This window comes from Tahibacter amnicola, from assembly GCF_025398735.1.
GTDB lineage: Bacteria > Pseudomonadota > Gammaproteobacteria > Xanthomonadales > Rhodanobacteraceae > Tahibacter > Tahibacter amnicola.
In genome coordinates this window covers 1,354,724-1,373,789 of the sequence record NZ_CP104694.1, presented here as the reverse complement: position 1 = coordinate 1,373,789, position 19,066 = coordinate 1,354,724, and the positions used below count along the sequence as shown (strand labels likewise).

Annotated in this window: 14 protein-coding genes and 1 pseudogene; 13 read left to right on the top strand and 2 right to left on the bottom strand. The window is 65.1% G+C overall.

Going from position 1 to position 19,066, the window contains the following annotated elements; translation table 11 throughout:
* Positions 1 to 29: 29 nt before the first annotated feature.
* The 3 genes from N4264_RS05730 (at position 30) to N4264_RS05720 (ending at position 2,844) form a co-directional block, all read left to right on the top strand.
* Positions 30 to 1,280 (top strand): aminotransferase class I/II-fold pyridoxal phosphate-dependent enzyme, encoded by a 1,251-nt coding sequence (locus N4264_RS05730; protein ID WP_261696109.1) that lies wholly within the window; start codon positions 30 to 32, stop codon positions 1,278 to 1,280.
* Positions 1,270 to 1,944 carry an SGNH/GDSL hydrolase family protein gene (locus tag N4264_RS05725; RefSeq protein WP_261696108.1) on the top strand — a complete coding sequence of 225 codons (675 nt, stop codon included), beginning with the start codon at positions 1,270 to 1,272 and terminating at the stop codon, positions 1,942 to 1,944. The genes N4264_RS05730 and N4264_RS05725 overlap by 11 nt, the downstream gene beginning before the upstream one ends.
* A 69-nt stretch (positions 1,945 to 2,013) precedes the next feature.
* Positions 2,014 to 2,844, top strand: a complete 831-nt coding sequence (locus N4264_RS05720) for a UDP-2,3-diacylglucosamine diphosphatase (protein WP_261696107.1) — start codon at positions 2,014 to 2,016, stop codon at positions 2,842 to 2,844.
* A 53-nt stretch (positions 2,845 to 2,897) separates the two neighbouring features.
* Here the strand turns inward: N4264_RS05720 and N4264_RS05715 are convergent, their stop codons facing one another.
* A complete protein-coding gene (locus tag N4264_RS05715) occupies positions 2,898 to 5,201 on the bottom strand; it encodes an Ig-like domain-containing protein (protein ID WP_261696106.1) in 2,304 nt (767 codons plus the stop codon).
* 230 nt (positions 5,202 to 5,431) lie between these two features.
* Here N4264_RS05715 and grxD point away from each other — a divergent pair.
* Positions 5,432 to 6,356, top strand: a pseudogene (grxD, locus tag N4264_RS05710) (Grx4 family monothiol glutaredoxin).
* Between the two features lie 181 nt (positions 6,357 to 6,537).
* Positions 6,538 to 6,870 carry a hypothetical protein gene (locus N4264_RS05705; RefSeq protein ID WP_261696105.1) on the top strand — a complete coding sequence of 111 codons (333 nt, stop codon included), beginning with the start codon at positions 6,538 to 6,540 and terminating at the stop codon, positions 6,868 to 6,870.
* A 111-nt stretch (positions 6,871 to 6,981) separates the two neighbouring features.
* Here the strand turns inward: N4264_RS05705 and N4264_RS05700 are convergent, their stop codons facing one another.
* Positions 6,982 to 7,752, bottom strand: a complete 771-nt coding sequence (locus tag N4264_RS05700; RefSeq protein WP_261696104.1) for an AMP nucleosidase — start codon at positions 7,750 to 7,752, stop codon at positions 6,982 to 6,984.
* A 577-nt stretch (positions 7,753 to 8,329) separates the two neighbouring features.
* On the opposite strand from N4264_RS05700, the gene N4264_RS05695 reads away from it, so the two are divergent.
* The 8 genes from N4264_RS05695 to N4264_RS05660 all read left to right on the top strand — a co-directional run bounded on the left by N4264_RS05695 (position 8,330) and on the right by N4264_RS05660 (position 18,921).
* Entirely contained in the window at positions 8,330 to 9,163 is an 834-nt protein-coding gene (locus N4264_RS05695) for a response regulator (protein ID WP_261696103.1), read from the top strand.
* A gap of 61 nt (positions 9,164 to 9,224) precedes the next feature.
* The gene (locus N4264_RS05690; RefSeq protein ID WP_261696102.1) at positions 9,225 to 9,593 is read left to right on the top strand and encodes a response regulator; all 369 of its coding nucleotides are present in this window, start codon (positions 9,225 to 9,227) and stop codon (positions 9,591 to 9,593) included.
* A gap of 118 nt (positions 9,594 to 9,711) precedes the next feature.
* Positions 9,712 to 10,299: a chemotaxis protein CheW gene (locus N4264_RS05685; RefSeq protein WP_261696101.1), complete on the top strand. Its 588-nt coding sequence runs from the start codon at positions 9,712 to 9,714 to the stop codon at positions 10,297 to 10,299.
* Positions 10,300 to 10,301: 2 nt separating this feature from the next.
* Positions 10,302 to 12,830 (top strand): methyl-accepting chemotaxis protein, encoded by a 2,529-nt coding sequence (locus N4264_RS05680; RefSeq protein WP_261696100.1) that lies wholly within the window; start codon positions 10,302 to 10,304, stop codon positions 12,828 to 12,830.
* Between the two features lie 45 nt (positions 12,831 to 12,875).
* Positions 12,876 to 16,685: a hybrid sensor histidine kinase/response regulator gene (locus N4264_RS05675; RefSeq protein WP_261696099.1), complete on the top strand. Its 3,810-nt coding sequence runs from the start codon at positions 12,876 to 12,878 to the stop codon at positions 16,683 to 16,685.
* Between the two features lie 106 nt (positions 16,686 to 16,791).
* The gene (locus N4264_RS05670; protein WP_261696098.1) at positions 16,792 to 17,514 is read left to right on the top strand and encodes a TorF family putative porin; all 723 of its coding nucleotides are present in this window, start codon (positions 16,792 to 16,794) and stop codon (positions 17,512 to 17,514) included.
* Positions 17,515 to 17,655: 141 nt separating this feature from the next.
* Positions 17,656 to 18,456 (top strand): helix-turn-helix domain-containing protein, encoded by an 801-nt coding sequence (locus N4264_RS05665; protein WP_261696097.1) that lies wholly within the window; start codon positions 17,656 to 17,658, stop codon positions 18,454 to 18,456.
* Between the two features lie 66 nt (positions 18,457 to 18,522).
* Positions 18,523 to 18,921: a DUF1761 domain-containing protein gene (locus tag N4264_RS05660; RefSeq protein ID WP_261696096.1), complete on the top strand. Its 399-nt coding sequence runs from the start codon at positions 18,523 to 18,525 to the stop codon at positions 18,919 to 18,921.
* Positions 18,922 to 19,066 lie beyond the last annotated feature (145 nt).

Sequence of the window (19,066 nt, the reverse complement as noted above, 5' to 3'; positions counted from 1 at the left end):
ATGCGGAAATTTGACAGAGGCCGGCTCCAATGGCGCAGCGCAACGTTCCAGTCAGTTCCCGTCTTGGCGATGTCCGCTACGAGATTCGTGGAGCCCTGTCGCGTCGAGCTCGTGAGCTGGAGGCCGAAGGGCGCGAGATCATCCGCCTCAATATCGGCAACCCGGGCCTGTTCGGTTTCAGCGTGCCGGTGCACGTGCGCGCCGCCGTGGAATCGCGCCTGGCCCAGAGCGAGGCCTATTGCCACCAGCAGGGCCTGATGGCCGCACGCGAGGCCATCGCGGCGCGCGAGACGGCCCGCGGCGCGTTTGGCGCCCATGCCGAAAACGTCTTCATCGGTAACGGTGTCAGCGAGCTGATCGACCTGACCCTGCGCGCCCTGCTCAACAGCAGTGAAGAAGTGCTGCTGCCCAGTCCCGATTACCCGCTCTGGAGTGCAGCCACCGTGCTCAACGGCGGCCGGGCCCGCTACTATCCCTGCCCGGCGTCGCGCGGCCACCTGCCGGACCCGGACGAAGTCGAAAGCCTGATCACGCCGCGCACCCGCGCCCTGGTCCTGATCAATCCGAACAATCCGACCGGCGCGGTCTACCCGACCGATCTGCTGAAGGCGCTGGTGCGTGTCGCCGAGCGCCATCGCCTGCTGCTGCTCTCCGACGAAATCTACGACGGCATCCTCTACGATCAGGCCGCGTTCCAGCCGCTGGCGCCGCTCGCCGGCGACCTGCCCTGCGTCACCTACAGCGGCCTGTCGAAGATGCATCGCGCGTGCGGCTACCGGGTGGGCTGGATCAGCCTTTCCGGCGCCGATTCCAAGCTTGCCGAATTCCGTTCCGCGCTCGACCTGCTTTCTGCGCTGCGTCTGTGCGCGAACGTTCCGACGCAATGGGGGGTAGCACCGGCCATTAACGGCCCGGATACCACCGCTGCGCTGACCTCCCCCGGTGGGCGTCTCTATGAAGCGCGCCGGGCCGTCATCGAGGGCGTCCGCAACAGCGAATTCCTGAGCGTGGTCGAGCCCCAGGGCGCGCTGTACGCGTTCCCCAGTGTCCGCAACGAGCATTTCTCGCAGTTCGACGACGAGACCTTTGCGCTGGATCTGCTGGAAACCGAGAACGTGCTGGTCGTGCCCGGTACCGGCTTCAATATCCGCGAACGTAACCACTTCCGCCTGACCCTGCTTCCCGAGCCCGACCAGATCGCCGACGTGTTCGACCGCATCGAACGCTGCCTGGATCGCCTGGCCGCCGGCAGCAAGGCGCGCGCGCGCCATGTGGCCTGAGTGGCTGCTTGGCGCCGTGCTGGCGACTCAGGGAGTCAGCACGGGCGTCTCTGAACTGCGCTTCCTCGCGCTGGGTGATTCCTACACCATCGGCGAGGGCGTTTCGGCACCGGAGCGCTGGCCGCACCAGTTGGCCGCGCAACTGCGCGCCAATGGCGTTCCCCTGTCAGACCCGACCATCGTCGCGACCACCGGATGGACCACGGACGAGCTGTCGGCAGCCATGGACAAGGCAGCGCTGTCGCCACCCTATGACCTTGTCACGCTTTCGATCGGCGTCAACAACCAGTACCGGGGCTATCCGGTCGACCAGTACCGCACGGAATTTGCTGCTCTGCTCGATCGCGCGATCATGCTGGCCGGCCACCGTCCGGAACGGGTGGTCGTGGTATCGATTCCCGACTGGGGCGTGACAACCTTCGGTGCGGGATCTGGCCGTGATACTGCCACCATCGCGCGCGAGCTCGACACCTTCAACACCGTGAACCGGGAAGAAGCCCGCAAGCGCCGGGTGGCCTGGGCCGATGTCGCACCGGCCTCGCGCCGGGCCGGCAATTCGCCGGACCAGCTGGCCAGCGACGGCCTGCATCCCTCCGGTCGCCAGTACACTGGCTGGGTGCGGGAGATCTACCCGCCGGCGCTGGCGGCGTTGTCATCGCACTGAAGCGCGACTGCCATCGGCCGGCGACACCTCGCCGCTAGCCTTTGACCGGCTCGGCTACCGGCGCGCCCCATGGACCGCCTGCGCTTTCGCACGATCTTCATTTCCGACATCCACCTGGGCACGCGTGACTGCCGCGCGGAGTTCCTGCTGGATTTCCTTCGATCCACGCGCTGCAACCACTTGTACCTGGTCGGCGACATCATCGACCTGGAAGCGCTTGAACACACGCCGTACTGGCCTGCGTTGCATAGCCAGGTGATGGCTGAATTCCTGGACCTCGCCGCTACCGGTACGCAGGTCACCTACATTCCCGGAAACCACGATGCCCGGCTACGCGGACTGGCCGGGCAACGCATCGGCGCGATCGACATCGCCCTGGATGCGATCCACGTTGGTGCGGACAGTCGTCGCTACTGCGTCTGCCATGGCGACGAATTCGATCCGGAACACCAGGGCCGCAGCTGGCTGAAGTGGTTCGGAGACCGCGGCTATCGCTTCCTGTGTGCTCTCAATCGCGGCCTGAACGCGCTGCGCCGGCGATTGCGGCTGCCGTACTTCGCGCTTTCCATCCTGGCCAAGTCGTCCATCGGAAAGGCGGTGGATTTCATCCGCCGCTATGAATCCTGCGCGATCGACAGTGCCCGGTCACGCGGACTCGATGGACAGATCTGCGGCCATATCCACTTCGGGACGATCCGCCGGGAAGGCGGCGTCGACTACATGAACGACGGCGACTGGGTCGAGCACTGCACCGCACTGGTGGAGCACTTCGATGGTCGTTTCGAACTCCTGCACTGGACCGATCGCCGCGCTGCGCTTGCACAGCTTCCGACCAGCGACACTCTCCGCAGCCCCGTGCCGCTGCCGGCCTGGGCGCGACGACTGCTACCTAGCTGGTAGCGGCCGTTCTTCCGGCCTGCGATCGGACACCCGATCGCAGGCCAGGCTTCACCCTACGGAATCACCTGCACCAGCACCTCGACGGTGCCGGTCACCTCGTGACCGTGATCATCCGTCACGGTGTAGGTGAAGTAGTCATAGCCCTGCGTGCCGTGAGTGTGCTGGTAGCGCACCGTGCCATCAGGATTGATCGAGAGGTTCACCACGAAATCGCCACTGTGCTGCACGGCGATCACGCGCAGGCGGTCGCCGTCCGGGTCCGTGTCATTGCCCAGCACATTGATGTCCGCGCCGTAGCCCTTGAGCACCTGGGCCCGGTCCGGATTTGCCACCGGCGGCCGGTTGCCTGCACCACCCACGGTGACGGTCACCTGCGCCGTTGCGCTGCCGCCATTGCCGTCGCTGATCGCGTAGGTGAAGGTGTCGGTACCGGTGTAGCCCGCCACCGGCGTGTAGGTGACCGAGCCATCGGCGTTCTTGAGGGCTGTGCCATGCGCCGGCGTGCCCACGCTCGTAACCGAGACGGTATCGCCATCCGGATCGCTGTCGTTAGCCAGGACACTCACGTTCACAGGTATACCTGCCGGCGTGGAAACCTGGTCGTTCTGCGCCACTGGCGGGCGGTTGCCGGCACCGACGCGAACCGTGACGGTGGCCGTGTCGCTGCCACCGAAGCCATCCGAGATGGTGTAGGTGAAGGTATCCGTGCCAGTGAAACCGGCGGTGGGCTGGTAGCTCACGCCGCCGGCCGTGAACGTCGCCGTACCGTGCGCTGCAGCGGACACCGCCGTGACGGTCAGGGTGTCGTGATCGGGATCCGTGTCATTGGCCAGCACGGCAATGGCCGTGGCCGGCGCGTTCACCGGCAGCGTCGCCGAATCATCGACTGCATCGGGGGGACGGTTGTCGAACACCTTCGGTCCGAGCGTGGTGGTACTGGTTTCGCGTTCGAAACGGTATACGTCAACCGTGCGCTTGTGCTGCGCCGGATTGCGCAGCGCGCGCTCGATCCAGGCGGCTGGCGCAGGCACCGCTTCCTTCTTCCACTCCACCGTCGGCTTGGGCGAGGGAACCGATACGGGCACCGTGGTTTCCTCGACCGTGAGGAATTCCACGTCGACGCGACGGTTCTTCTGGCGCAGTTCTTTCGTCGTGTTCGGGAAGCTGGGATCGCGCTCGCCGTCGCCACGGGTGTCGATCTGGTCGGCGGGGATGCCGTGGTTGACGAGATACTGTTTCGCACTCGCGGCGCGGCGTTCCGACAACTTCTGGTTGTAGGCGTCAGTGCCAATGCTGTCAGTGTGTCCGACGATCAGGATACGGCTGACACGTGCATTGGAGGACAGCTTCGCCAGCAGCTCATCGAGTGCAGCGACGGCGTCCGGGCGCAGGGTCGAGCGGTCGAAATCGAAAAATGCGTCGCCGTCGAGCTTCACCTCGTTGCGGATCACCTGCGGCGCCGGCGGCACCGCCTGCACCGCGGGGTGCACGACCTCCACCATTTTGTGCGGCTCGCGCGCACGGAAGCTTTCGCCGAACTCGTAGCGCGCGAACAGCCAGCCGCGGGTGTCGCGCTTGTCGATTTCGAACTCGCCGCTCTTCTTGAGGTATTCACCGTCCAGCGAGAGGCTCCAGCCGGTGTTGCGGATGTACTTGTCCACACCGAGCGAGACGGTCAGCTGGTCGGAATCGAACTTGCCGCGCTCGTAATCCAGGCCGCCGCGCAGGCGCAGCAGCGGCTGGTCGAAGTAGCGCCCCAGGCGCACGCCGAGCCCCTTTTCATAGGGATGCTCGAAGGCGTCGGTAATGGTGCGCGTGGTCGAAATCTGCGTATACGTGTGGCCGTTCTCGGTCCCGTTGAGCGTGGTGGTATCCATCGTCAAGGTGGAACCGATGAAGCGCTTGCCGGTGATACCCGCGGTCAGGTAGCCATCGACGAAGAAATCATTCTTCTCGTATCCGACGCCCAGCGTCGCCTTGCGGTCATTCCAGATATTCTGGTCGACGGCGACGAAGGCCTTGGCGACAGCCACGCTGTCCGGATTGTCGATGGTGTCCTGGCGGGTCTTGCCGCCCCACAGCCAGTGGTAGTCGAACTGCACGCCGCCAGCGCCATGCTCGGCAAGCCACAGCTGGCCCAGCCAGGCGGAATCACCGTCGAAGCCGAAAATGCCGAGGCCCTCGCCGTGAATGTCGCCGTCGTCGTTCACGCCCAGACTGACCCGGGCGTTGGTACCCACATAGGTCAGGGGGATGGTGTGGTCGACCGGCCGCGCATCGGCGGCGGGATTCTCCTGCGCTGCTGACGGCGCAGACAGGGCCAAGGCAATACCCAGGGCGAGCAGGGTGCGGTGCATAGGATCTCCAGGGGGTGGCCGGCCGTCGGGCCGGCGGCGGCGCGGATTATCACCGAAAGCACGCCAGACACAACGTAAGCCCTTGGCGGAACTCGGCGTTTGTCGTTTCCTTCACGCAACCGGGGGCTGGCGGGCGACATCGGACGGGACGGCCGCGCCGCGCCGGGCTGCCCAGCCCACCCCGGCGCGACGCGGTATCATCGGGTTCTGCCGTCAGACCCGAGATACCGATGAGCCTTGATCCCAGCCTCCGCGCACGCATCGACGCGCTGCTGCAGCAAAACCGCATCGTCCTGTTCATGAAGGGCACCCGCAATGCGCCGCGCTGCGGCTTTTCCGCCGGTACTGCCGGCATCCTCAATGGCCTGCTGGACGACTACCTCAGCGTCGACGTCCTTGCCGACCCGGAAATCCGCGAGGGCATCAAGGTCTACGGCGACTGGCCGACGATTCCCCAGCTGTACGTCGGCGGCGAGCTGATCGGCGGGGCCGACATCGTGGCGAGCATGGCCAACAGCGGCGAGCTGCACGAGCTGCTGGGCCTGCCCGAGGCCGGACCGCACGCCGCCGCCGGTCACCGTCACCGACGCGGCCGCCGAGGCCATGAAGGCCGGCATGGCTGACGCCGGCGACGCCGTCCTGCACCTGCAGATCGATGCCCGGTTCCAGGCGCAGTTCTTCCTGCGCGAGGCGGATGGCTCCGAAATCGTCGCCAGCAGTAACGGCATTGCCATCCACATGGATCTCAACACCGCCCAGCGCGCCCGCGGAATCGTGATCGACTGGGTCGACGCGATCCAGGGCAGCGGGCTGTCCATCACCAATCCGAACGCGCCGCCGGCGGTGCAGAACCTCGACGTCGCGGCGCTCCAGGCACGCATCGCGGCTGGCACGATCACTGTCGTCGACGTCCGCCCCGCACCCGACCGCGCCTACGCCCCGTTTGCCGGTGCCCAGGTGCTCGACGAAGACTCGATCGGCCGGCTCGCCCAGTTGCCCAAGGACCAGCCACTGGCCTTCCTGTGCCACCACGGCAATTCCAGCCGCAGCGCCGCCGAGCACTTCCGCGGCCTGGGTTTCCGCCAGGTGTTCAATGTCGAGGGCGGTATCGACGCCTGGTCGCGCCAGATCGACCCGGCCATTCCGCGCTACTGAAAAACGACCAGCCTGCCTGGCCAGATGGCCAGGCAGGCAGGCCAGTCGCTCCGTACTATCGCGCGCCGGTGCGCAAGCAATGGCACGGCGACTGCAAGGCCGGCTGGTATACTGCGCTCAGTGGTCCAATGGGAACGTGGGTTTGCCTTCCCGTACAACCTACGAACGACAGGAGACATCGATGCGTGCGCTCACGATGGCGATTGCCATGGCGGTCGTGCTGACCGGATGCGGCGGCGGACGTGAGGAACTGGCAGCCAAGGCCTGCGAGTCCGAAGTCCGCAACAAATTGGCCGGACGCACCTTCGAGCTGGATCTGGCCGACCTCGCCGCCAAGGCCAAGCCCGAGCAGGCAGACGTGCTCTACCTGTCCTCGCAGATCGTCTTCGACAAGGGGCTGACCAGCGAGTACCGGCAGACGGTCGAATGCAAGGTCCGGCTTGATCCCGGCAAGGAACCGTCCGTCATCTTCCTCCAGTTCAACTGGAGCATGGACGAAATCAAGAAGAACTGACCCACGAACGCCGGCTCCGGGCCGGCGTCGCTGTCACCGGGGTTGCCTCGCCCGGCCAGCGGCGACACCCGGCCCCTGCCGGGATGCCCCGCCTGGCGCAGCCGCCTGCGGTCAGAACCGCAGGTGCTTGACCGACTTGCCCTCGTCGCGAAGTTCCTTGAGCGCGTCGATACCGATGCGGATATGTGCCTCGACATACTCGCCGGTGACCTTGCGGTCGCTTTCCTCGGTCTTCACGCCTTCCGGGATCATCGGCTGGTCGGATACCAGCAGCAGCGCGCCGGTGGGAATCTTGTTGAAGAAGCCGACGCTGAACAGCGTGGCCGTCTCCATGTCGATCGCCATGCAGCGGGTGCGGCGCAGATAGCCCTTGAAGGCCTCGTCGTGTTCCCAGACCCGGCGATTGGTGGTGTAGACCGTGCCGGTCCAGTAGTCGCGGCCGCAGTCGCGGATGGTGGAAGACACCGCGCGCTGCAGGGTGAACGCCGGCAGGGCCGGTACCTCGGGCGGGAAATAGTCGGCCGATGTCCCTTCTCCGCGCAACGCTGCGATAGGGAGTATCAGATCGCCAAGCTGGTTCTTGCGCTTGAGGCCGCCACACTTGCCCAGGAACAACACGGCCTTGGGCATGATGGCCGAGAGCAGGTCCATCACCGTCGCCGCGGTGGGACTTCCCATACCGAAATTGATGATCGACAGCCCGTCGGCATGGGCGCTGGGCATGGCCTTGTCGCGCCCGCGGACTTCCACGCCATGCCACTGGGCAAACAATTCCACGTAGTTACTGAAATTGGTCAACAGGACATGCTTGCCAAATTCGTCCAGCTGCACGCCCGTATAGCGCGGCAGCCAATTGCTCACTATCTCGTTTTTGTCCTTCATGTGTCGAAACCGGTCTCCTTGGGCATGGTCCGGACACACCGATGGCTGGCCCGCCGGCGGCACGCGGTCACGCTGACCGCCCGACGGGTGGACGACGTCCCCCCTGGATCGCACGCCGTTGGGCGCGAACTGCCGCGAAAAGCCGTCCTTGCACGGTTTGTCCGGATTTTCCCTTGCGCGCCGGCGACGCCACGCCGGCAGGTCACTGATCGGTCTACCGAATCCACTGCCTATCCCGGCCACTCTACCCTGAGTTGCGGCCGCTGCCTACGCATGCGGCGAAAACGGCGCACCATTGCGCATGGGCAACAGTGACGAAACGTTTCTTTGCGAACGCCGGGACAAAGTAGTAGCAACATGTTGGCACGGCATTCGCAGGAGCGAAGCGTCCCGGAACAGCGGCAAATCCTTCAGCCGCTCCCGGCGATGGCAGGGTCCTCGTACAGGATGTGCGTCACCACTCTGCCCGGGCGAAATGATCGGAAGTCGAATCTGACTTCCAATGCTTTGGGGGGTTCCTATGGCTGGCGATCAGTATTCCGTGGGGCTGTGCGGCATCACACCGAAAGACGAACGGATGATCCAGATCATTCTTTCGCATGCGCCGTCCACGCGCTTCAGATACACCGCGGCAGTGGCCAATCTGGCCAATAATTGCGACGTCGCGCTGCTGGACCCGCAGAGCCCCGAGGGGCGCACCCTTTGTGCCCAGCTCCAGGCCCGCAATCCGCGACTGGTCGTCGTGCACCTCACCGACACCCCCGAATCCACCCCAGGCCGCTACCGCATTCCGCGCAAGTCGCTCTGGTCGCAACTGGTCTTCACCCTCGACGACGTTGTGCATGTAGAATTTCTCCACATGGCACAGCGCGCGCTGCAAAGTGTCGCCCCGACGCAGAGCCCGGCACCGGCTCCCGCGGTGGCTGCACGCGCTCCGGAGCCCGGCCCGTTCAAGCCCGGCGCCGCGCCGCATCCACTGTCGAAACTCGGCCCACTGCGGGCCCTGATCCTCGACGACAGCGTCACCGTGCGTAACCAGCTCGAAGCGGCCCTGTCGAAAGTGGGCATCCGCGCCGACCTGGCCTCCAACGCCGACAGCGCATTCCTGCTTCTGGAGAAGCATCAGTTCGACCTGATGTTCCTGGACGTCGTGATGCCCGGAATCGACGGCTACGACGTCTGCCGGCAGCTGCGGCGCAACCCGGCGACCAAGCACCTCCCCATCGTGATGTTGACCAGCCGGTCATCGCCCTTTGACCGCGCCCGCGGCGCGCTCGCCGGATGCGATCTCTATCTGGTCAAGCCGATCGACCTGAAGACGTTCTATCAGGCCGTTAACAAAGTGGTGATGAAGCTGTTCAAGAACGACACGGTCGCGGCGCAGGCGCGCGGCTATGTGATCGCCGCCTGACGGCCGGACAGCGCCTCACCAGGGCCAACCCACAATTCCCTTACCACCGCAGGAGCTGACCATGGCACCTCAGAAAATTCTCATTGTGGACGATTCCGCAGCCGAGATGGCCAACCTCAAGGCAATCGTCACGGAGGCTGGCTGGCTCGCTGTCACCGCCGGGAGCGGCCGCGAAGCCGTGGACAAGGCAAAATCTGACAAACCCAGTCTGATCCTGATGGATATCGTCATGCCGGAGATGGACGGCTATGAAGCCTGCCGCGCGCTCCAGGCGGATCCGGTGACCAAGACCATCCCCATCGTCATGGTTTCCACCAAGAACCAGAAGGCCGACCACATGTGGGCAAAGATGCAGGGTGCAAAAGCCCTCGTCGGCAAGCCCTATACGAAAACAGAGTTGCTGGACACCATCCAGTCAGCCCTGAGCTGAATCACCACGTCATACCGTCTCCGCCGGGCTGCGATCGAACGGTCGCGTCCGGCAGACCGCTGCAAAATACCGAGTTGCGATAGGAGCGTCCACTCCCTCTACCAGCAGAGGTGTTGCGATGCAGACAACGGAGCAGTTCCCACCCGGCGATTCCCAGCCGCCTCCTCTTCCCGGTGCCGGTCCCGCGGTGAATGCGACGACCGAACCCAGCCCGGCTGCCGATCCCGGCGAGCCACGTTTCGCTATCTCGCTACCCATCCCCGACGGGCGACACGCCAACCTGTTGCTGCCTGCGGCGCGTCCGACCGAGATGGTCAGGCGCGCAACCCTGTGCCCCATTCCCAACGTGCCCGCCTGGTTCGCGGGCGTCCTCAATTTACGTGGCACGCTGGTTCCCGTTTTCGACCTCGTGGCCGAGCTGTTCGGCGAATCGCGACGCCAGGCGTCGCCTTCTGTCCTGGTCGTGGGCACCGGCGAAACGGCATTTGCGATACCTATTGCGACGGAACCGCAGCTTGAGCGTATCCGGCAATCGTCCGACGACCTGTCCCACGTCGCGCCCGAGCTGCTGCCCTACGTAGATCGTTACTTCGCCAGTAGCGGGATCGACTGGCTCGATTTCCAGTTCGACCAATGGGTCAAACACCTTTTCACTGGCGCGGTCCGCGGAAGGACTGTGCGTCGAGTGTCGCTGCAGGGGAACTGATCATGGCTATTTCCATTCGTGCGTTCCAGACCATTCGTGGTCGCGTGCAATACGGCTCGCTGGCGCTGGCCAGTGTCCCGGTACTACTGGCTGCCATCGTGATTGCGGCACTGGCGCTGACCTCGGCACGACGATCCCTGGAGCAACGCGCAGAAGATCAGCTCATCTCGCTGCGCGCGGTGAAACAGTCAGAAATCCAGGCGTATTTCGACAGCCTGCGCAAGACTGTCCAGGTGGTGGCCCACGCCCCCGAAGTGCAGCGTGGTATCAAGTCCCTGACCGCTGCGTTCAACGCACCGGTAATGGCCCCCGGCTTCAACGTCGCCGATGCCAGGGCACGACTGGAAAAATACTACGCTGGCGACTTCGTCCAGGAATACAGCAAGCGTAACCCGGGCTCCGACGTGGACATGGGCCCCATCCTGACCCAGCTGCCGGATGCCACGATCGCGCTGCAGTATCACTACATCGCCGCCAACCCGAATCCGCTGGGCAGCAAGAACAATCTCGACGCATCCCCGGACGGTTCCGCGTACACGCAGGCGCACCAGCAGCTCCACCCCTTCATGCGCGAGGTGGTGACGCAGTTCGCCTTCTACGACATCTTCCTGGCGGATGTGGAAACCGGCAACCTCGTCTACACCTACTTCAAGGAACTGGACTTCGCCACCTCCCTGCTCAACGGGCCGTACGCGAAAACCCAGTTCGGCGAGGCGTTCCGCGCCGCGCGCGACGCAACCACACCGGACTTCTTCTACCTCACCGACTACGCCACCTACCTTCCATCGTACGAGGACCAGGCGGCGTTCATGTCCACGCCGCTGTTTGAAGGTGGCAAGAAGATCGGCGTGCTGCTGGTGCAGGTGCCGATCGACCAGATCAACAAGATCATGACATTCGACCGCAAATGGCGCGAAGCAGGTCTTGGCAACTCAGGCGAAATCTACATGGTCGGCCCCGACTCCACGCCGCGCAGTATCAGCCGCTTCCTGATCGAGCAGAAGAACGACTACATGGCATCGCTGACGATGTCAGGCGTGCCGGCCGAACTGCAGAAGCGCATTGATGCGAAGAACTCGAACATCGGTCTGCAACGCATGAGCACACAGGGTATCGCCGACGGCCTCGCCGGCAAGACGGGATACGGTGTGTTCCCCGACTACCGCGGCATTCCGGTGCTCAGCGCGTACACGCCGATCAACATCCTCGGTCAGAAATGGGCACTCCTGGCGGAAATTGACGCAGCGGAAGCCTTTGCGCCGATTGCAGGCCTGTTCCGGACGGTGCTCTATGCCACGATCGTTACGCTGGCGCTGGTGCTGGCAGCGGCGGCATTCTTCGCCACCCGGCTGGCGCGGTCGATCAACCGGCCGATCGGCACGCTGCAGTCGACCGTAACGAAGCTGACCCAGGGCGACCTGTCCGCACGTTCCCACCTGCCCACGACCGACGAACTGGGCGAGCTGGGCGCCGCGCTCGACAAACTGCTCGACGAACGTGTGTCGACGCTGGCAGAGGCCGCGCGCGAGTCGGAAAGCCTCAACCACTCGGTAATCGAAATCATGCAGGCGGTGAGCCGACTCAGCGCCCGCGACCTTACCGTGAAGGTGCCCGTGACGCCCGACGTGACTGGCGCCATTTCGGACGCCCTGAACATGATGACCCGCGAAACCGCCAACGTGCTCCGGCGGGTGGACGACATTTCCAACAAGGTGGCGGACGCGTCCGGACGGGTGCGGCAACGTTCCGAGTCGGCGATGGCGGTGGCGGTCAAGGGCTCGAAGGAAATCCAGCAGGCCTCGGACGAGCTGGGATCCGCGGCCCGCGCCCTGAAGGAAATTGCAGAACGTGCTGTCCGCGCCGATACCGCGGCGGAAGAAGCGATCCGCTCGACCCGCCAGGCACTGGCATCGGTGCGCGAAACGGTCGGCGGCATCTCGGCATCCCGCGACCTGATTCGAGAGACGGAAAAGCGCATCAAGCGCCTGGGCGAGCGCTCGCAGGAAATTACCGTGGCGGTGAACCTGATCGGCACGATCGCCGAACGCACCTCGATGCTGGCCCTCAACACCAGTATGCAGGCCGTGGCGGCCGGTGAGGCAGGCCGCGCGTACGCGGTGGTGGCGGACGAAGTGAAGCGACTGGCCGAGAGCGCACGAACCGCCACGCAGCAGATCTCCAACCTCGTCGGCGCAATCCAGTCCGAAACCGTCGACACGGTGGACGCCATCAACCGCGCCATCACGCAGGTCGTGGAAATTTCCAAGATGGCTGAACGCGCCGGTGAGCAGATGCGCACCACGGAGGAGAAGACCGACCTCCTGGTGAGCTCGGTCCGCGATATTGCACACACCACCGAAGAGCAGTCAAAGGCCTCGGACGTGCTGCAATCCCGTGCACACCAGATTCAGGAGGCCACACGCCTGACGACCGAACAGCTGGCAACGCAGGCCAAGGAAACGCGCAACCTGAGCGAGTACGCCTCGGGCCTGCTCGAATCGGTCCGCGTGTTCACGCTGCCGTCCTCATAACGGACCCGGTCGTCCCAGCGGCTACAGGCTCATCGGAACCAGGCCATGATCTCCGACGGACATATCGATCGGCTTATTGACGGAATCGCGCACCTTGCCGCGTCCGTGCTCGACGAGGAGCTCGGCACGCCCACGGCGACGCTCGACAGCGCGTTGCAGGAGCTGGAGAACGAAAGCACCGCCCACGGCTTGCAGGGCATCTTTTATGTGATGCGACTGCTACGCAAAGTGCAGGGCCGGCGCCCGCCGGGCGCGATGCGTTCGGAAGATGCCGAGCGCTTCGCCGCCTTCATCGGCGACCTGACTGTCTACGCCATGGGGCAGACCGATTCGGCACACAGCTCGGCGGTGCTGGATGACCTGCTGGCGATATCCTGGTTCCCCAACCTTCCCAGCGAACTCACCTCGCTGGTGCGTGAGCGGCTCGCGCGCGACGCGGACCGCCTCGCGCGCGAGGCCTGCGCAGCGGCAATGGCAGCAGCGAGCCAGGCACCGCTGCGCGTGGTGGGACACGTCCCTGCAACCGACGATGTGATCCCGCCAGCGTCACCGCCGGTGGCCGCGGAAGCGCAGGAACCGATGTATCCGGCGGATGCGGAGGGTTCCGGATTCGTGGTCAGCGCGGCTGCGGATGAATCCGGTTTCGCGATCGGCGCACCACCGAACGGGTTTGCCATCGGCGAGGAAGCCGCCTTCGCCGCGCGCCCGGACGAAGACACCGGATTGGCCATCGGTGCCGTCCCGGCCGGACACACCGACCGCTACGCCGCGATCGACACGGAAGAGGATGGCCCAGGTTTTGCGATCGGCGGAACATCGGACGGGTTTTCGATTGGCGAGGAAGACCCTGTCATCGCCCAATCGGACGAAGACACCGGATTGGCCATCGGCGAGGACCACACCTTCCTGGGCGATACCGAACCCGATGCCAGCTTCCCGCTCGGCGAAGAGTTGCCGGAACCCGGCGACGTCGCGGCGGACGCGTGGGGGGCCTCGCCGCAGGCGGACGAACCGGCGTTCGCTGAAACGGACGCCAACGCCGTTGCCTGGGTCGCTCCCGAAGAGCTTGAGCTGGTCATCGAGGCCGTATCGTCGCAGCTGCTGCCCTTGGCGGGACAAGTGCAGTACAGCGACGACCTGGCGGGACAGATGGAAGCCATTGCCGCCTACCGCGAGCAATTCGACCTGATCACCGCGGCGGCCGAGGCCTTGAATCTGCCCGGCCTCGAGCGTGTCTGCATCCACTTCAGTGGCGCGCTCGAACAGTACGGCAACAGTAGCGAACCGCTCGATCCGGACGCATTGTCCCTGCTGGGCGAATGGCCGGTGATGCTGATCGGCTACCTGCAGTCACCGACGGAACGCTCAGCCGCGACGGATCTCGCTGCAACGCTTTGTGTAGCACAGCCGTGGGGCGTCTCGCCGCCACAGGTCGAGTCACTGGTCGACCTGCTGGTCAACGTGGCGATCGGCCTGGATCCGGCGCTCAAGGCCGCGCGCAAGACGCTGGCCGAACCCGACGATATCGCACTCGATATCGCCGAAGACGTCCTTCCGACCGTTCTGGCCGGCATGCTGCACGAGCTGCCGGGGCGCGCCAGCGAGTTTTCCGCGCGCATCCAGCGGTTCGTGCGGACCGGCGATGCGGACGACCTCGATGCGGCACGCCGCATCGCGCACACCCTCAAGGGCGACGGGAACATCGTCGGCGTGCGCGGCATCGCCAACCTGACGCACAACCTCGAAGAGATCCTGATCAAGCTGGCCGAGGAACCCGGCATACCGGTCGCTGAACTCGCGGACGTACTCGTCGAGTCGGCAGACTGCCTGGAGTCGATGAGCGATTTCGTGCTGCGGCGCGGCCCGCAGCCCGACAACGCGCTGGAAGTGCTGCAGAGCGTACTGAACTGGGCGAATGCGCTGCTGGGTGAATCGGTCTCCGCGACGGCAGAGCGGCCGCAGGCCGCACCCGTCGCCGAAGCCCCAGTGGGTGAAACGCCCGCGCCGGCGGCTGCGGAGGACCTCGCGCCGGAAGTCGCCCCGGAGCAGACCATCACCGTGCCGATGAGCCTGCTCGATCATCTGTTGCGACTCACCGGCGAAGCGGTGATCTACGCCCGACAGATTGAAAACCGCGTCGCGCGCATCGACCAGCGCGCCGGCGAAATCGCCGGCCAGAACGAAGCACTGCAGACCCTCGTGGCGGAATTGCAGCAACTGGTGGAAGTCCGCGGCGCCGCCGTCGGTTCGGTGCGGCTGGGCATGGGCGACGAGCTCGACGCCCTGGAAATGGACCGCTACAACGAATTGCACACGGTGACCCTGCGACTGGTCGAAGCGAGCGTCGACGCCCGCACCACCAACAATGACGTGGGCCAGGACATCGTCGAATTGCGCGACCTGCTGTCCTTGCAAGACCGGATTCACCTGGACCTCCAGGGCCAGGTGCTCAAGACCCGCACCCTGCCCGTTTCCGGCCTGCTACCGCGCCTGCAGCGCGTCGTGCGGCAAACCGCGCGCCAGCTCGGCAAGCAATGCGATATCCACTTCGACGGCGAAACCACGGCAGTCGATCACGAGATTATCGACCGGCTCGCCGAACCGCTCATACACATGCTGCGCAACTCGGTCGATCACGGTATCGAATACCCCGAGGAACGCCGCGCCAGCGGCAAGCCGGATCACGGGCACATCGCCCTGTCGTTCCAGCGCGACGCCGGCGTCGTGCGCATCCGCTGCACCGACGACGGCCGCGGGCTCGATCTGGAAGCGATTCACCGCAAGGGAATCGAGCGCGGCCTGATCGCAGCGGACCAGCCGGTCACGCCGGAACAGATCAGTCAGCTGATCTTCCGGCCCGGCTTTTCCACCCGCAACGAGGTCACGCAGACCTCGGGCCGCGGTATCGGCATGGACATCGTCCATCGCAGCATCGCCCAGTTGAAGGGCTCGCTGACCCTGAAGACCGAACCGGGCCAGGGCTGCGAGTTCGAAATCCAGCTGCCGGTCAGCCAGGTGGTCGCCGAGGTGCTGCTGACCCAGACGGACTTCGCCACCGTGGCGCTGGTCCTGCATGGCATCGAGCGCCTGATTGCACTGGAACCGGGCGACTTCCTCGAGAAGGACGGGCAGCTTTTTGCACAGGTACAGAAACAGACATTGCCGGTATACGGCCTGGAGAACCTGCTCGGCTATTCCGGCGCACCCGTGCGCCGCGCGCGCCACTCGGCGCTGATGGCCAAGGCCGGGCCGCGCGGCAGTGCGCTCATCATCGTGGACCGTCTCGGCGAAGCGCGCTCGGTCATCGTCAAGGGGCTGGGCGCCTGCGTACCGCCCCTGCCCGGCGTGCTCGGTGCGACCATCCTCGGTAACGGCGCCGTCGCCCCCGTGGTTGACCTGCTGGAGGTGATCGGTGTCCACGAGCGTCTGCGCCAGGGCCAGATCGAAACCCTGGTCGAGGCAACGCCGGTGGAGGCGCCACTGATCCTGATCGTGGATGACTCCCTCAGCGTGCGCCGCTCGCTCGAACAGCTGGTGGTGGACGCCGGCTTCGAGGCCACCACGGCCCGTGATGGCCTGGAGGCGGTCGAGCGTGTGCGCGAACGGCGTCCCAACCTGATGCTGGTCGACCTGGAAATGCCGCGCATGAACGGCCTGGAGCTCACCTCGTTCATCCGCAAGAACCCGTCGACCCGGAACATCCCCGTGGTCATGATCACCTCGCGTACCACCGAGCGCCACCGGGAACTGGCGCGCGATGCCGGCGTGGACACCATCCTTTCCAAACCCTATTCCGAGGAGGACCTGCTGCGTCTGATCGAGCGCAGCATCGGCGGCGCTGCCGCCGCGGCCTGAGCGGATCCACCCGGGCCTGGAGCGGGCCCGGCGCCGCCGGCAATTGTGGAACACACCATAAATCAGCAATGATGCGTACCGTCCCGACCCCAATGGGAGATTCATCGTGAAGAAAGCTGCACTGTGGGTAGCTATCGCAGGTATTGCCCTGGCCGGCACTGCCGCCGCCCAGGAAGAGTCCTCCAGTCCGCACAAATTCGCGTTTACCGCCGCTATCACCAGCGACTACGTCTTCCGAGGCGTATCGCAGAACCAGGAAGACCCCGCCATCCAGGGCGGCGTCACCTACTCGCACGAATCCGGTTTCTATGCCGGCGTGTGGGGTTCCGCCGTCGACTTCACCCCCGACAACGCCGACTACGACGACGGCGCCGACATGGAGGTCGATACCTTCATCGGCTACAACTGGGGTATCAACGAAGACTGGAAGCTGGACCTCCAGTTCATCCGCTACAACTATCCCGGCACCGAGGATGGTTACGACTACGACTACAACGAGCTGCTGACCAAGATCATCTTCAAGGAGAACTACTCCCTGCTGGTCGGCTACAGCAACGATGTGTTCGCGACCGACGAAACCGGGATCTACTACGGGCTTTCCGGTTCATGGGAGCTGCCGCACGAATTCATCCTCAGTGCGACGCTGGGTCACTACGACCTGGATGACTCCTACGATCACAGCTACACCGAGACCGTGCTGGGCGTGAAGCGGACCTGGGGCCACTTCACGGTTGCGCTGTCCTATTCCGACACCAGCGGCGGCGGCGAAGACATCTTCGGCAAGCTCGCCGACGATCGCGTCATCCTCACGCTTTCGGCAGATTTCTGACCGTTCGCGCGGGCCTTCCCGGGGAAGGCCCGCTTTCTCTCTCCGCTCGCCAGGCAACGCACGCGACGGCAACGCATGACCGGGCAATCGGCCTCCACCGTGTATCGGCACGAATCCGCCCTCGGGCAGTGGTCCGTGACCATGCGTCGACCGCACCCGGCCCTGCGCCAGCACGTCACCCAGTTCTGGTACGGCGAAGGGCGCGTCGCGTACCAGCGCGACCGCATTCTTCCGCGCACGCAGAGCTACCTTCTGGTCAATCTCGGACCTCCCCAGTTCCTGGTGCTGCCGGGCCCACCCGAAATCCGGATCGTTTTCGACGACTTCTGGTTTTCGGGCCTGTACGAAGGCCCCATCGATACCGAGGCCCCCGAGGGCAGCGCGCTGCTGGGCGTCGCCTTCAGCGCAACGGGCGCGGCGTCGTTGCTGCCGTGGTCGCAGGCGGCGCTGGCCAACCGCACCGAACCGCTGGAGGCCATCATCGGCGTCAGCGCGCGGCAACTGCGCGAACGCCTCCTGCACACGCCGGATACGACTGCGCGCTTTGACCTAGTGGAAAACTGGCTGCTCGATGTCGGGATGACCGGTCGGAGCGTGCACCCCCTGGTGCACTGGGCGATGCAGCGCATCGCCGAAGCCGGTGGCAACCTGCGCACGCAGGAACTGGCGCAGCAGTCCGGTTACAGCCGCAAGCACCTGACCGGCGTGATCAGCCGCGAAGTGGGCCTGCCACCGAAGGCTCTCATGCGGTTGCAACGCTTCGGCGCCACGCTTCAGGCGCTCGGCCGCGGGCACCCGGACACCTGGGCTGACCTGGCCAATCGCTGCGGCTATTTCGACCAGTCCCATTTCATCAACGAGTTCCAGCAGTACGCCGGAACCACTCCGGCCGAGTTCCTGCGCCTGTCGCAACCGGATCCGGGCAGCGTCGTGGTGAGGTGACATTTTTCCAATACCCCGCCGACCGGCCCCGGTACTGTCGTCGCACATTCCAACGGGAGGAGCCTCATGCCAGTCGTCAATTATTGGGCCGTGCTGGCCGCCGCAGTGGCGGGATTCGTTCTGGGCGGCATCTGGTATTCACCCGCGCTGTTCGGGCGGGCGTGGCAGCGGGAGGTGGGGCTCACGGACGAAGAGCTGCAGCGCGGCAACATGGCGCGCATCTTCGGGCTGTCCTTCGTGTTGAGTATTCTTGCCGCCTGGGTGTTTGCCCTGTTCCTGGGGCCGCGACCTCCCATGGCGCTGGGGCTGGGTGCCGGTTTTGCGGCGGGCTTGTGCTGGGTCGCTTCCAGTTTCGGGATCAACTACCTGTTTGCCCGGCGCAGCCTGAAACTGTTCCTGATCGACGGCGGTTACCACACGCTGCAGTTCACCGTGATCGGCGTGATCCTCGCTGCCTTGCCGTGAAGCGGCGCACCACGCCGGCAGGCCTTCCGCCCGCCGGCGTGCAGTACCGGCTCACTGTACCAGTGTGACCCTGGCGACGGCCCCTGGATGCACGCAAAGCGACACGCGAGGCCGTGACGCCATAATCGAGGTCGACGCGGTCGTT

Coding starts and splice junctions, on each gene's coding strand:
- N4264_RS05675 (WP_261696099.1), top strand. CDS start 12,876: ATGATCTCCGACGGACATATCGATCGGCTTATTGACGGAATCGCGCAC.
- N4264_RS05730 (WP_261696109.1), top strand. CDS start 30: ATGGCGCAGCGCAACGTTCCAGTCAGTTCCCGTCTTGGCGATGTCCGC.
- N4264_RS05715 (WP_261696106.1), bottom strand. CDS start 5,201: ATGCACCGCACCCTGCTCGCCCTGGGTATTGCCTTGGCCCTGTCTGCG.
- N4264_RS05660 (WP_261696096.1), top strand. CDS start 18,523: ATGCCAGTCGTCAATTATTGGGCCGTGCTGGCCGCCGCAGTGGCGGGA.
- N4264_RS05705 (WP_261696105.1), top strand. CDS start 6,538: ATGCGTGCGCTCACGATGGCGATTGCCATGGCGGTCGTGCTGACCGGA.
- N4264_RS05725 (WP_261696108.1), top strand. CDS start 1,270: ATGTGGCCTGAGTGGCTGCTTGGCGCCGTGCTGGCGACTCAGGGAGTC.
- N4264_RS05680 (WP_261696100.1), top strand. CDS start 10,302: ATGGCTATTTCCATTCGTGCGTTCCAGACCATTCGTGGTCGCGTGCAA.
- N4264_RS05690 (WP_261696102.1), top strand. CDS start 9,225: ATGGCACCTCAGAAAATTCTCATTGTGGACGATTCCGCAGCCGAGATG.
- N4264_RS05685 (WP_261696101.1), top strand. CDS start 9,712: ATGCAGACAACGGAGCAGTTCCCACCCGGCGATTCCCAGCCGCCTCCT.
- N4264_RS05720 (WP_261696107.1), top strand. CDS start 2,014: ATGGACCGCCTGCGCTTTCGCACGATCTTCATTTCCGACATCCACCTG.
- N4264_RS05665 (WP_261696097.1), top strand. CDS start 17,656: ATGCGTCGACCGCACCCGGCCCTGCGCCAGCACGTCACCCAGTTCTGG.
- N4264_RS05700 (WP_261696104.1), bottom strand. CDS start 7,752: ATGAAGGACAAAAACGAGATAGTGAGCAATTGGCTGCCGCGCTATACG.
- N4264_RS05695 (WP_261696103.1), top strand. CDS start 8,330: ATGATCCAGATCATTCTTTCGCATGCGCCGTCCACGCGCTTCAGATAC.